The organism is Methanofollis ethanolicus (assembly GCF_001571385.1).
Classification (GTDB): domain Archaea; phylum Halobacteriota; class Methanomicrobia; order Methanomicrobiales; family Methanofollaceae; genus Methanofollis; species Methanofollis ethanolicus.
Genome location: NZ_BCNW01000001.1, coordinates 2,079,866 through 2,092,349, shown reverse-complemented (window position 1 = coordinate 2,092,349; position 12,484 = coordinate 2,079,866). Strand labels below are relative to the sequence as shown.

Annotated in this window: 12 protein-coding genes; 7 read left to right on the top strand and 5 right to left on the bottom strand. The window is 61.6% G+C overall.

Annotation, left to right across the window (positions count from 1 at the left end):
* The first annotated feature begins 16 nt into the window (after positions 1 to 16).
* From MEFOE_RS10150 to MEFOE_RS10140, 3 genes are read left to right on the top strand one after another with little or no spacing between them, the layout of a single operon-like run.
* On the top strand, positions 17 to 2,164 hold the full coding sequence (locus MEFOE_RS10150; RefSeq protein ID WP_067051746.1) for a helix-hairpin-helix domain-containing protein: 2,148 nt from the start codon (positions 17 to 19) through the stop codon (positions 2,162 to 2,164).
* The gene (locus MEFOE_RS10145) at positions 2,161 to 2,649 is read left to right on the top strand and encodes a DNA-deoxyinosine glycosylase (RefSeq protein ID WP_067051744.1); all 489 of its coding nucleotides are present in this window, start codon (positions 2,161 to 2,163) and stop codon (positions 2,647 to 2,649) included. Before MEFOE_RS10150 ends, MEFOE_RS10145 begins: the two co-directional genes overlap by 4 nt.
* Before the next feature lie 25 nt (positions 2,650 to 2,674).
* Positions 2,675 to 3,271, top strand: a complete 597-nt coding sequence (locus MEFOE_RS10140) for a hypothetical protein (RefSeq protein WP_067051742.1) — start codon at positions 2,675 to 2,677, stop codon at positions 3,269 to 3,271.
* A gap of 777 nt (positions 3,272 to 4,048) precedes the next feature.
* Here the strand turns inward: MEFOE_RS10140 and MEFOE_RS10135 are convergent.
* The gene (locus MEFOE_RS10135; RefSeq protein WP_067051740.1) at positions 4,049 to 4,525 is read right to left on the bottom strand and encodes a pyridoxamine 5'-phosphate oxidase family protein; all 477 of its coding nucleotides are present in this window, start codon (positions 4,523 to 4,525) and stop codon (positions 4,049 to 4,051) included.
* Positions 4,526 to 4,581: 56 nt separating this feature from the next.
* On the bottom strand, positions 4,582 to 4,866 hold the full coding sequence (locus tag MEFOE_RS10130) for a DUF427 domain-containing protein (protein WP_067051738.1): 285 nt from the start codon (positions 4,864 to 4,866) through the stop codon (positions 4,582 to 4,584).
* Positions 4,867 to 5,048: 182 nt separating this feature from the next.
* Here MEFOE_RS10130 and MEFOE_RS10125 point away from each other — a divergent pair, with 182 nt between their 5' ends.
* Positions 5,049 to 5,612, top strand: a complete 564-nt coding sequence (locus MEFOE_RS10125) for a hypothetical protein (RefSeq protein WP_153015941.1) — start codon at positions 5,049 to 5,051, stop codon at positions 5,610 to 5,612.
* Between the two features lie 120 nt (positions 5,613 to 5,732).
* Entirely contained in the window at positions 5,733 to 7,313 is a 1,581-nt protein-coding gene (locus MEFOE_RS10120) for a WD40 repeat domain-containing protein (protein ID WP_067051728.1), read from the top strand.
* Here MEFOE_RS10120 and MEFOE_RS10115 read toward each other — a convergent pair.
* On the bottom strand, positions 7,246 to 8,139 hold the full coding sequence (locus MEFOE_RS10115; RefSeq protein WP_067051726.1) for an HhH-GPD family protein: 894 nt from the start codon (positions 8,137 to 8,139) through the stop codon (positions 7,246 to 7,248). The two genes, MEFOE_RS10120 and MEFOE_RS10115, sit on opposite strands and share 68 nt — an antisense overlap.
* 123 nt (positions 8,140 to 8,262) lie before the next feature.
* Between MEFOE_RS10115 and MEFOE_RS10110 the strand changes: the two genes are divergently transcribed.
* A complete protein-coding gene (locus MEFOE_RS10110; protein WP_083523502.1) occupies positions 8,263 to 8,721 on the top strand; it encodes a ferritin family protein in 459 nt (152 codons plus the stop codon).
* Between the two features lie 393 nt (positions 8,722 to 9,114).
* Here MEFOE_RS10110 and MEFOE_RS10105 read toward each other — a convergent pair whose 3' ends face one another.
* On the bottom strand, positions 9,115 to 10,530 hold the full coding sequence (locus tag MEFOE_RS10105) for an MFS transporter (protein WP_067051724.1): 1,416 nt from the start codon (positions 10,528 to 10,530) through the stop codon (positions 9,115 to 9,117).
* 136 nt (positions 10,531 to 10,666) lie between these two features.
* Between MEFOE_RS10105 and MEFOE_RS10100 the strand changes: the two genes are divergently transcribed.
* Positions 10,667 to 11,143 carry a YbhB/YbcL family Raf kinase inhibitor-like protein gene (locus tag MEFOE_RS10100; protein WP_067051713.1) on the top strand — a complete coding sequence of 159 codons (477 nt, stop codon included), beginning with the start codon at positions 10,667 to 10,669 and terminating at the stop codon, positions 11,141 to 11,143.
* A 6-nt stretch (positions 11,144 to 11,149) separates the two neighbouring features.
* Here MEFOE_RS10100 and MEFOE_RS10095 read toward each other — a convergent pair whose 3' ends face one another.
* On the bottom strand, positions 11,150 to 12,463 hold the full coding sequence (locus MEFOE_RS10095) for an NCS2 family permease (protein ID WP_067051711.1): 1,314 nt from the start codon (positions 12,461 to 12,463) through the stop codon (positions 11,150 to 11,152).
* Between the last annotated feature and the right edge of the window lie 21 nt (positions 12,464 to 12,484).

Below are 12,484 nucleotides of genomic sequence, written 5' to 3'. Positions count from 1 at the left end.
CAGAGAGTTGGGAAGAATGGAGGCTGAAGCGACCGGGGAGCGCTCGGGCCGGATCGTCGCCGGCATCGCGGCCGCCCTCGGGATCAGGAGGGAGCAGGTGGAGGGGACCGCGGCCCTCCTTGCGGGCGGTGCGACTGTCCCCTTCATTGCGAGGTACAGGAAGGAGGCGACCGGGTGCCTGGACGAGGTGGCCGTCGCCGCGGTCAGGGACCGCCTTGCCGCGATGCAGAGGCTCGAAGACCGGCGGGAGACGGTGCTGGCGTCGCTGCGGGAGCAGGGCGTGCTCACTCCCGCCCTCATGGTCGATGTGATGGGGGCTGAGACTCCCGCCGCCCTCGAAGACCTCTATCTCCCCTTCAGGCCGGGACGCCGGACCCGCGCCTCGGCGGCGCGGGAGCAGGGGCTCGCACCCCTGGCAGAGGCGTTGCTCAGGGGGGAGTGCACCGACCCGGAGGCCGAGGCGCGGAGATATGTGTGCCCTGGCGGCCCTGCCGATAGTGCAGAGGCGCTTGCCGGTGCGAAGGACATCATCGCCGCAACCGTCTCCGAGGACGCCGACGTCAGGGCGGCGATGCGCCGCCTCTTCGCGGAGGCCGGGGTGATCACGGTCAGGGCGGCACGCGGGAAGGACCTTGCCGCCACGCCGTACGCCGAATATGCAGGATACACCGGGACGGTCAGGGCGATGCCGGCCCACCGCGTCCACGCGGTGCTGCGGGGGGCGCGGGAGGGCCTGCTCTCCCTCACGGTCGCGCCGCCGGAGAGACGGGCCCTCGCCCTGCTGGGGGAGCGGGGCCGTGGGCCGGCGGCAGAGATCGTGGCCGCCGCGGTGCAGGACGGCTACCGCCGCCTCCTTGCCCCGGCGATGGAGCGCGAGACGCTCGCGGCCGCGAAGGAGCGGGCCGACCTGGAGGCGGTGCGGGTCTTTGCCGCAAACCTCAGGCGTCTCCTGCTGGCCCCTGCTCTGGGGAGAAAAGTCGTGCTTGCCGTCGACCCCGGTTTCGCGGCCGGGTGCAAGGTCGCCTGCCTGGACGGGCAGGGAAAACTCCTCGATGCAACGGTCGTCCGCCCCCTCCCGCCGCACCGGCAGGAGGCGAAGGCCGGGGCGGTGCTCGCCGACCTCTGCCGGCGGTACGGCGTCGAGGTGATCGCCGTCGGGAACGGGCACGGCGGCCGGGAGGCGCGGGTCTTTCTCCAGACTCTCGACCTGGACGTCCCGGCGATCACGGTGAGCGAGTGCGGGGCCTCGGTCTACTCGGCCTCGGCAGAGGCCCGCCGTGAGTTCCCCGACCTCGATCTCACCCTCAGGAGCGCGGTCTCCATCGGCAGGCGCCTCCAGGACCCGCTCGCCGAACTGGTGAAGATCGACCCGCAGGCGCTCGGCGTCGGGCAGTACCAGCACGACGTGGAAGGGAGACTTCTGGCCGCGGCCCTCGACGACGTGGTCGTCAGCGCGGTCAATGCCGTCGGGGTGGAGATGAACACGGCGAGCGCCTCCCTCCTCGCCAGGGTCTCCGGGATCGGGCCGGCGCAGGCCGAACGGATCGTCGCCTTCAGGGAGGAGCACGGCCCCTTCGGGTCGCGCCGGGCCCTCCTGGACGTGCCCGGCATCGGGCCGAAGACCTTCGAGCAGGCGGCAGGATTTCTGCGGGTCGTCGGCGGGGCAGACCCCCTGGACGCCACCGCCGTCCACCCGATGCACGCTTCGGTCGTCAGGGCGATGGCCGACGACCTGGGCGTCGGGGTCAGTGACCTTGTCGGCAACCCCTCCCTCCTCGGGAAGATCGAGCCCGAACGTTATGTGCACGGTGAAGTCGGCCTCCCGACCGTGCAGGACATCTGCGCCGAACTCGCCGCGCCGGGACGGGACCCGCGGCCGCCCTTCGACCTGAGCGTCTATGAGAGTGCACCGGCCTCGGTCGACGACCTGGCACCGGGCATGTCCCTCTCCGGGACGGTGACCAATGTGACGGCATTCGGCGCCTTCGTGGACATCGGGGTCGGGATAGACGGCCTGGTCCACGTGAGCGAACTCGCCGACTCCTATGTCGCCCACCCCCTCGACGTCGTCGGGGTGCACGACCGGGTCTCTGTCACCGTCCTCTCGGTGGACCTGACGAGGCAGCGGATCGCCCTCTCGATGCGGGAGAGTCGGCGGGGATGAGCGGCCTTCTCCCTGCCGCGGGACGCGACCCCCGTGTCCTGATCCTGGGCAGTTTCCCGAGCGTCGCCTCCCTGCAGGCCGGCGAGTACTACGCGAACCCGCGGAACGCCTTCTGGCAGGTGATGGAGAGGGCCTTCGGCGTACCGGCAGACCTCCCCTATGAGGAACGCATCGTTTTGCTTGCGGAGAAGGGCGTCGCCCTCTGGGACGTCCTTGCCGGGTGCAGGCGGGAGGGGAGCAGCGACGCCTCGATCAGGGACGCACGGGCCAACGACATCCCGGGATTTCTCCGCGACCACCCGACGGTGCGGACGGTCGTCCTCAACGGCCGGGCGGCGGAGCAGTGGCTCAGGCGCGTCCACCCGGAGGTATGGGCAATGCCGGGCATCGTCGTCCTCTCCCTCCCTTCTACCAGTCCGGCGAATGCTCGCCTCACGGTGGAGGAGAAGGTCGCCCTCTGGCTGGCGGCCGCCGGCAAACCCTGATATAGCACCGCGGCAAGGGGAGGGCATGGAGAGGCTGGGCGTGGTGCTCGCCGGGGGAATAGCGGCGCTCTTCTGCATCGTCAGCGCGTCCGTTCTTCTGGCCGGCGGCGACCCCCTCTCTCTTCTCGTCCGCCTCCTGGCCCTCAACGGCTACCTTGCCCTCGCCATCGCCGCCTCGATGTCGCCCTTCCTCCGCGAGATCAGGGAGATCTTCGGCAGGCCGTTCCTCGCGGTCCACCACACCCTCGCCGCCTTCGGCCTTGCCGCCGTCTTCCTCCACCCCCTCTCCTACGCCCTGCTGGCCGGGAGCCTTGCGGTCCTCCTCCCCTCGACCTGGACAGGGGTGGAGTTCTGGACCTATGCAGGGCGGCCGGCCCTCGTTCTCATCCTCGTCGCCGTCCTTGCCGCCGCCCTCAGGCAGCGGGTCCCTGCATACTTGCGGCCCGTCCACATGCTCATGTACGCCGCCCTGGTCATGGGCATCGTCCACGCACTCCTCATCGGCACCGACACCACGGCACCGGTCGTCAGGGCGGTGCTCGGCGGGATCTTTGTCGTTGCGATGGGGGCGTTCGTGGCGAAGAGGTGGCAGAGGAAAAAAAGAGTTAGAAGTGAGTTATGATAAATATTATAAGAACAATGCTCGCTCCGACAACAAATCCGGCCTCGATAACTTTTATTATGGCATCACCTCCCTTTAACTTCACAGTTACGATAGCGAAGATGGGAGTGATCAATAGGGTTATATCTGGAGCGAGGGACTATACAATGTCACTTATTTAGTCCGAAGTTTGTTGCTCCAGATGGAGTAACTTGTTATTTTTGAGACCGTTGGTTGCTGTAACTGGTATACCGTACTATAATGGTCTGATTATATATTAATTATATAGGATATTGAGGTGCCCCAATATTTTGTGATGTGGCAATATTGCATTCTACACCCAATATTCTGAATAATTATTTTTTGAGATAGGATTCTGGCTAATTTTTGTTGGTAAATGAGATTCTCTCTCCATTAATCGTCTATTAGAGTGTAAAGTGCCGGGGGACTACGCCCCCGGACCCCCGCTCAGGATAGAGATGTTGGATAAAAGTGATCCGATCCTCCCATACGCCATCCCGCACCGATCCCGATATTGGGATCCCGGGGCTGCGAGCGATAGCGAGTTCGAGAAAATCTTTGATTTTCGGCATGCTCACGGCTCCGGATATGGGGATAGCGCCCTCGAAGCATTAAATTGGAAAATATCTATGCGAGATGGGAGGGGATAAACTCGAAAATCACAGAATGCCCCATGAGTTCACGCTGTTCATGAAATAAATCTTGGAAGAATTTTTGAGAAAAAGAGTGTCAGGTCTCCCTCTGCCAAGCGAACCTTCAGAGAGGGACCGCTGACATTCAAAGATTTTTCAGGGCGACGATATCGACGACGCCGGTCAGCTTCCAGATGTTCGATCGCTCCTCCGAGGCGATAGACTCGATGGGGTCCCCGGGCAGGTGGCCGAGTGCCGCAAGGATATTCGTCGAGAGTTTCCGCTCCTTGATCATCCTGACAAACTCATTCCTGACGATCTTCTTCTGGATCGTGTCTTCCTCCTGCCTGAGGTACCCCTGCATCGTCACAAAGGTATAGCAGGAGAGGTCTCTGGTGAACTTCTCCACCTCGACCGAGACATACGGACTTTTCCTGAAGAGGTCGTTCTTCCGCCCGTACTTTGTCGAGAGGAAGTAGAGGAACGTGCCGTCGAAGATGTAGAGGAATGGTGCGATATAGGGGTACTTCTCCCCCTGGAAGGCGATCCTGGCGATGAACCCGTCGGCAATGAGCTGGTCGTACTCTTCTTTCTCCATCCGGGGTATCTTTACAATCTCCATGCTCTCTCCACAGTGGCGTCTCCATTGCACCAGATAAAAAAGTTTCTTTTTGTCATTCAGTCCGCGACCTTCACTCCTTTCCAGAACGCGACATAATTGCAGATCTGCTTCGCTGCAGGCCTGGGTTCTGGGTAATACCAGGCGGCGTCAGGGTTCTCCTCCTCGTCCACGACGACCGTGTAATAGTGCGCCTTACCCTTCCAGGGGCATATGCTCCAGGTGGACGACTCCTGCAGGCACTCGCGCCTGACCGAATCCGGAGGGAAGTACACATTCCCCTCGACCATCCTCACATGATCGCTCTCGGCAAGGATCTTCCCCTTCCCCTCTGCCCGGGCCATCTCTCTTCCTGCTGTGCTTGATCTTCTCCAGCATAATCATTTCCCCCTCGTACTAAAGTCATTGCGCAACAGATAAATATTATGATCGGATATATCGCTGCGAACGTGATACTATGCGCGTAGAACAGCTAAATCATGCAAAGGCTCTGCTATTGAGCTCTATTGTTCTGATGATGGTTATCATGGCATCCGCAGCCGGATGTACCGGTGCGTCGGAGAAGCAGACTCCCGCCGCACCCCAGACCACCTCTGGCGATGCCGGCAGTGCGTCATCGTCGCCCTCTTCCTCCTCCCCCTCCTCATCGGTACCCGCCGTCTCCTACACAGAACTCCAGAAATTCCTTCCGGCAGCACCCGGAGGCTGGCAGCTCGACGACAAGAGTGGCGTGACCTATACTGCAGATGGTGAGGACTGGAGTTCGGCATGGGCCACCTACTCCCGGACGGACAACTCCGACATCACCGCGTCTGTCTACATCCAGGACACGGCCGGCATGAGGGAAGGATACTGGGAGATGTGGGACATGGCGACGGTCATTGATACAAGCGATTTCTCCTGGAAATCGATCACCATGATGGGCAACCCGGCATGGGAGTACATCGACAAGACTTCTGACGGATCTGCCCTCTATGTCGGGATTAAAGACAGGATCATCGTCCTTGTCAACATTGACGGAGGTTCGAAAGACGACCTGTACGCATTCGCAAATTCTATCAATTATGGCGGGCTTGCTGCGCTAACATAATGCGGAAAAACCCCTTTTTTCTTCCCTGCATCCTTTTGACAGAATAATAATATTAATTACATATCAATTGAAAGGATCTATCCTGCTATTTCAGGTATACAGTGAAGTATCGGGGGGAATATGTTGGAAAAAAAAGCAATTGCACTCGCATGTATCGTCCTCCTCTTCTGCCCCTCTCTCGCCGTGGCGGAGGAGACCGGTAAACCGGTCTGGGAAACAGCACTCGGAAGCAGGGTCGTCTCCACATCGATCACGCCTGACGGGGGCCTGGTTGCCGCGGGGACTCAGGAGAGCGGGGGGGTCGTGCTTCTTGACAGCACGGGGAAAGACCTCTGGACCTATCCCACGGGGTGTCCTGTCTTTCAGGTGTCTGCGTCCCATGACGGGAATCTCATCGCCGTCGCCTCGGACAAGGTTAGAGTCCTCAACAGGAACGGCAAGATCGTAAGCCAGTTCGAGGACGACTACTACGCATTCGGTGCGGCCATTTCCGGAGACGGGAAATATGTCGCGGCCGGTTACGACAACAACCAGGTCGTGCTCCTGACCGCGGACGGGAAGAGGCGGTGGACACAGGTCCTGGAGGGTGACCCGAAGGCCCTTGCACTCTCGTTCGACGGGTCGGTCATCGCCGCGGGAGGGAAGGACGCACTGATTTCTGTCTTCGACAACCAGGGCACCCCTCTCTGGACCTTCGACACCGGGAAAGCGGTAACCAGTCTCTCCGTGTCACCTGAAGGGGACTATGTCGCCGCCGGGTCGTTGAACTACTTCGTGTATCTCTTCGACAGGAACGGCACGGCGCTCTGGAAGTATAACACACAGGAGAGGGTCTATGGCGTCGCCGTTTCCTCTGACGGGGCATATGTCGCGGCGTCCTCGGGCCACACCGTCACTCTCTTCACCCGTGGCGGCGAGGTCGTCCGGACCTATGACATCGGCCACCCGGTCTTCGGGACAGCGATCACCCCTGACGGGACAGAGATCGCCGTCGGGACAGGGACAGGCGGAGAAGGAGCGGTCCTGCTCCGCGGGGCGGACAAACCCGTCACACCGGAAGAACCCGCCCCTGAAAACATGTCGGCACCCCAGGAGATGAAGAGCATAGCAGCGGCTGAACAACCGGGCCAGAACAAGGACCCCTACCTCCTCAGGTCCTTCCTGCTCGACCGAGAGGACTATGTGCCCGAGATCGCCCACGAGTTCGACGGCGTCGCCATCGCCGGCATCGTGAGGCAGGACGCGGGCACCGGTCCGCAGGTCGCCGTCAGGATGACCGTCGAAAAAGAATGGGCCGAGGACCACGGCGGCAGCGGGAACATACGCCTCGTTACCGTCGCTCCCGACGCCATCAATCAGTTCCCCCTCAGGGCCGAGGTGATGAAGACAGAGTTTATCGGCTACGACCCCGAGGACCGCCTGGTCTTCGAGGGATACTCCCCCTACCCTGTCACGAAGTACGGGATGATGGCAGAAGGAGAGGAGAACGGCACGGAACCGGTGGGAGAGGAGGAAATGCCCCTGCCCGACCTCTTCTGGCGTGAAGGGCATGACAACGCAACCGGGGACGTGCCCGCCGAGAACGATGGCGGCGGAAACGAAACAGTGGCAGACGAGAAAGTCGGGAACGACACTACCGAAGACGGTACTTTCCCGACTCTTCCGCTACAAATCCCTCAGCCACCATTTTTTGAAGAATGATCTCTCCTTTTTCCCGGTCCACCTCCAGACCCGCGAGGAGGTCGGCCGTATTCATGGGCCCCTCACTGAGAAGCACCTTGAGAACACGGCCCCTGACCTGCCGGTCAGACCCTTCGAACCGACTCTGGCGGGCATAGGCGGCGCTTCGCCGGTTCGGGTTGGGGTACCGTTTCTTGAGCATCGTGCCGTAGTCCATCACCCCCCAGTAGAACTCCCGCGGGTGCTCAGGGTCGAGAGTTTCGGCGACAAGGGGGAGGATCTCGGCATCGGCGACCCCTTCCTTCCCTCTGAAGAAGAAGTGGATGAAGACGCGGCGGACGTTGGTCTCGATGAAGACGGTCGGGGCATTGAAGGCGAATGCCGCGATCGACGAGGCCGTCGCCTGACCGATGCCCGGGAGGGACTCGAGGTCCCCGACCGTCCGGGGGAGGGCGCCGCCGAATGTCTCCATGACGATCCGTGCCGAACGGTGGAGGGCGATCGCCCGCCTGTTGTAGCCGAGACCCTGCCAGGCAGCAAGGACGTCTCGCTGCTTGGCCGCGGCGAGTGCAGGGAAATCCGGAAATTTCTCGATGAACTCCGCGTATTTCTGCCTGACCCGCTCCACCCCTGTCTGCTGCAGCATCACCTCCGAGACGACGATCCTGTACGGGTCGGTCGTCTCCCTCCATGCCATCTTCCGCCCCTGGTGCCGGTAATAGTGGCAGATCACCCTGCGGAGGGCGAGGCAGGCCGCCCGACCCGACTCCTCTCCGGTCAGGGCCCTCTCGAACTTCCCGACCAGCGCCGCGTGCTCCTCTGAAAATTCCGTACCTCTGGCAGACACGCTATAGTCAGGGTTTTATGCCGAAAAAAAGGTTGAGGTGGCGGCGAAGGGCCTCGCACACTCCCGGGGGAACACTCTATATGGCAGGAGGTCATCTGGTCTCCCGTGCAGGGGGGAATGACCATGCTGAAACTTGATATGTACAGGGAAATCCTGTCCCAGGCGATCGACAAAGAAGTCGAGGCATATGTCTTTTACGAATCGGTCCAGGAGAAGGTGAAAGACACAAACCTGAAGGCGCTCTTTGGGGAACTTGCGGATGAGGAGAAGCAGCACAGGAAACTCCTGGAGGGCTATCTCTCGGGAAAGACCGGTGAACTCCACTTCGACGAGTCGAAGGACTACAAGGTTTCGTCCACCTTCGAGCGCCCGCAACCGACGACCGACATGAAGCCCCTTGACGGCCTGAAATATGCCATCAAGAGGGAAGAAGACGCCATGGAGATGTACGACCAATTTGCCGAACTCAGCACCGACCCGGCCCAGAAGCGGGTCTTCGCCGAACTGGCGAAGATGGAAAGGGGGCATAAGGCGCGTCTCGAAGACCTCTATACAGAGATGGCCTTCGTCGAGGCCTGGTAGGGAGAGTGCGGCCCGACCTGACCCCACTTTTTTGGTTCTGTTGAAATCCTCATGCCGGGAGTGATGTCTCCCCGCGATCGCAGGGAGGGACGCGCGGATCCCCTGCCCGTACTGTTCACCGGGGGACTTTTGCCCCCGGACCCCCGCTCAGGATTGGACCGGGGAAGACGGACCGGATATCCAAAAGAGGGAGATTGCCCTCCACCCCCCTATCCTGATGGCAGGGTGCGAACGAAGTGAGCATGAGAAAACCGGAGGTTTTCGAGGGGCTGGGGGGCGGCAGCCCCCTGGCACAGGTACGCTAAAACCGAATTGCTACAGAGCCCTCAGAGCAGAGAAATCCATGACCTCTCTCACAAACACTCTCAGCGAGGCTTTCACCCGGCCAGCGGATCACTTCCCCGGGACCGCGGCCGTCACCTCGCTGTCCCGGATCTGCCGGGCAAGGAGGATGACGAAGAGGGCGAGAAGGACGATCAGGCCGAATATCGAGGTGAAAGCCTCGCCTGTGGGTACGGCGGCGTCCCATCCCGGCACCGACACTACATGGAGAGAGATGAATATCCCCGCAATCACCGGACCGATCATCCCACCCATGTTCTGGGCGGTATGGTAGACCGCAGTCCCGATGCCGGTCTCCTCTGGCCGCACCGACCTGACGACGATGATCGTGTTGCCGGTGAGGGTGACCGACATCCCGGCATTGAAGAGGATACCCGCAAGGACGAGAGTCACCATCGAGGGGTCGAGGAGGAGATAGCAGACGGCCCCCGCGGCGAAGAGTACAGACCCGATGAGCATGGCGGCACGCGTTCCTCGCCGCCCGATGAAGACGCCGGTGAGGGGGCCGCAGATCATGTCGGCGATGGCGCCGGGCATCATCACCAGACCAACAGCAAAGTGGGAGAGGCCAAGACCTGTCGGACTCTCGATGAGATAGGGGAGAGTCTGGATGACCATGAAGGTGAGCATGGAGATGAGAAACCCGATGGTCATCGCGATGACCACTGGAGCCTTCCTGAGCATGGCCGGGTCGATCATCGGGTCGGGCGACCGCCTCTCGACACGGGCAAAGAGGACGGCAAAGAGGACGGCGAGCACGGCACAGACGATGACCGCCGTCGACGTCCACCCTTCCTGTCCGCCGAGGGTGAGGGCCAGCACGACAGAGAGGAGGAAGAGGGTGAGGGTGACCACGCCGGGCCTGTCGATCGCCGCACCCCGGACGCGGGGCGACGGGACGATGACAAGTACCGCTGCAAGGACGAGGAGGAAGACCACGGGCGCCGCCACATGATAGGTCATCCTCCAGCCGAAGTGCTCGATGATCCAGGAACCGATGAAGATGCCGAGGAAGGCACCGGCACCGAACATCGCGGCGATCGTCCCGATGGCGACAGGGACCTTTTCCTGCGGGAACTGCTCCCTGATCAGGGCGTATCCGAGGGGCAGGACGCCAAGGCCCACCCCCTGCATTGCCCGACACAGGATGAGGACCCAGATGTCCGGGGCCCACCCGCTCGCGAAGACGCCCGCCGCATAGACGATGACAGAGAAGAGGACCATCCTCTTCTTGCCGTAGAGGTCGCCACATTTCCCGATGACCGGCGAGATGATGGCGGCAACAAGGAGGGGGATCGTCAGGATCCACGAGTTCAGGACGCCCGAGATGGCGAACTCGTTCTGGATGGCCGGGAGGGCCGGCGCCAGCATCGCCTCGGTGAACATGACCATGGCAACGACCGCACTCAGAAGGGCGGTGACAGAGAGATGATACCGCGGATCTCCGACATCAAATGGGCTCTTCAAGGAATCACCAGACTCACGGAATATCTATTTTTATCTGATCTCTGCTCTCTTTATCCTTCTCCCGGGAGGGTGTCAGGAGGGCATGGCGGACACCATTATATAGAGGAAGGCGGGGATGGAGAGTGGGGGAACCCGGATGATCGGAGAACAGATCGGAAAACTGAGCGTCGAGATCAGCGTCCTGAAACTGCCGTACAACTACACCTGCGACGGCCTCGACCATTCGCCCGCCATCACCATCGGCGGGGTCGACGTGGAGAAGACAAAATCCCTTGCCCTGATCGTCAACGACCCGGACGCGCCGCACGGCGGGGACTTCACGCACTGGGCGATCTGGAACATCGAACCGGTGCGGATCATCCCTGAGGCGATCCCGAAGGATGCCGAGGTCTCCTTCCCGTTCGAGGCCCGCCAGGGGACGAACTCCTTTGGGAAGATCGGGTACAACGGCCCGTGCCCACCGCGGGGCGAACAGCACAGGTACGACGTCAGGGTCTACGGCCTTGACTCCATGCTCGACCTCCCGGCAGGTGCCGACAAAAAATCGCTTCAAGAGGCGATGAAAGGACATCTCACGCAGTACGGGGAGACCTACGTCCTGTACGGCCGGTGAAAAAAATTAGTAGGGGTAGAAGATAAAGAAAAGCAGACAGAGGACGAAGAGCATCCATGCCGCGGGCTTGACGTCCTCCATTTTTCCCTGAACGATTTTGAAGAGCGGGAAGAGGACAAAACCCGCACAGAGCCCGACCCCCAGGTTGTAGGTGAAACTCATCAGGACGATGACCGCAAAGGCCGGGATGCTCTCAGCATAGTCCTGGAAGTCCAGGCCCTTGATCGGCGCCATCATCAGGAGGCCGACGATGATGAGTGCCGGCCCTGTCGCCGCCGCGGGGATCGCCCCGAAAAGCGGAGAGAAGAAGAGGCCGAGACCGAAGAGGGCCGCCACCACAAGGGCGGTCAGGCCGGTCCTGCCGCCCGCCTCGATACCGGCCGCGGACTCGACGAAGGTGCCGGTCGTGGTCGTGCCGGCGACGGCGCCAAAGACTGTCGCCAGTGAGTCGGCAAGGAAGGGCTTCTCGATCTCCGGGAGGTTCCCGTTCTCGTCAAGGAAACCGGCCTTTGCCGAGGCGCCGATGAGCGTCCCCATCGTGTCCAGGAAGTCCATCGTGAACATCGTGAGGATGACCGCAAAGAATCCCCAGGTCAGGGCGCCGAAGATGTCGAGTTGGAGGAAGACCGCCGAGACGTCGGGCGGCATGCTGTAGATGGCCTCGGGGGGCGCGGCGATGCCGGTGAGGAAGGCGATGACGGCGGTTGCCAGGATGCCGAAGAGGATGGCGCCCTTTACCTTCCGGATCATGAGGATGGCGATCAGGAGGACGCCGAAGACCGCAAGGGCGACGGGCGCGGTGTTGAGCGCACCGACATGGACGGGCGCATCCTCGGTGCCGAGGACGACGATCCCGGAGTTCACGAGGCCGATGAAGGTGATGAAAAAGCCGATGCCGACGGCAAAACTGATCTTGAGGTTATTGGGGACGGCTTCGGTCATGACCGACCGCCACTTCGTCAGGGTGAGCAGGGTCAGGAGCACGCCCGAGATGAAGACGGCGCCGAGGGCGGTCTGCCAGGAGTAACCGAGGACGCCGACGACGGTGTAAGCGACAAAGGCGTTCTCGCCCATATAGGGGGCGATCGCAAAGGGACGGTTCGCATAGATGCCCATGATCGCGGTGCCGAAGATGGCCGAGAGGATCGTGGCGACCATCGCAGGGCCGAAGGGCATGCCGGCGGCTTCGAGAATGGCCGGGTTCACCACGATGATGTACGCCATCGTCATGAAGGTGACGAGGCCGCCGACGACCTCCTGGCGTACAGTTGTTCCATGCTCTTTGAGCCTGAAATAGCGTTCCAACACATTTTCTGTCATAGGATCCGTATCTCCTCTCTC

Excerpts from the sequence above, each read along its gene's own strand:
- MEFOE_RS10125 (WP_153015941.1), top strand. The coding sequence starts at position 5,049 with ATGGCATCCGCAGCCGGATGTACCGGTGCGTCGGAGAAGCAGACTCCC.
- MEFOE_RS10140 (WP_067051742.1), top strand. The coding sequence starts at position 2,675 with ATGGAGAGGCTGGGCGTGGTGCTCGCCGGGGGAATAGCGGCGCTCTTC.
- MEFOE_RS10150 (WP_067051746.1), top strand. The coding sequence starts at position 17 with ATGGAGGCTGAAGCGACCGGGGAGCGCTCGGGCCGGATCGTCGCCGGC.
- MEFOE_RS10100 (WP_067051713.1), top strand. The coding sequence starts at position 10,667 with ATGATCGGAGAACAGATCGGAAAACTGAGCGTCGAGATCAGCGTCCTG.
- MEFOE_RS10145 (WP_067051744.1), top strand. The coding sequence starts at position 2,161 with ATGAGCGGCCTTCTCCCTGCCGCGGGACGCGACCCCCGTGTCCTGATC.
- MEFOE_RS10135 (WP_067051740.1), bottom strand. The coding sequence starts at position 4,525 with ATGGAGATTGTAAAGATACCCCGGATGGAGAAAGAAGAGTACGACCAG.
- MEFOE_RS10110 (WP_083523502.1), top strand. The coding sequence starts at position 8,263 with ATGCTGAAACTTGATATGTACAGGGAAATCCTGTCCCAGGCGATCGAC.
- MEFOE_RS10095 (WP_067051711.1), bottom strand. The coding sequence starts at position 12,463 with ATGACAGAAAATGTGTTGGAACGCTATTTCAGGCTCAAAGAGCATGGA.
- MEFOE_RS10130 (WP_067051738.1), bottom strand. The coding sequence starts at position 4,866 with ATGGCCCGGGCAGAGGGGAAGGGGAAGATCCTTGCCGAGAGCGATCAT.
- MEFOE_RS10120 (WP_067051728.1), top strand. The coding sequence starts at position 5,733 with ATGTTGGAAAAAAAAGCAATTGCACTCGCATGTATCGTCCTCCTCTTC.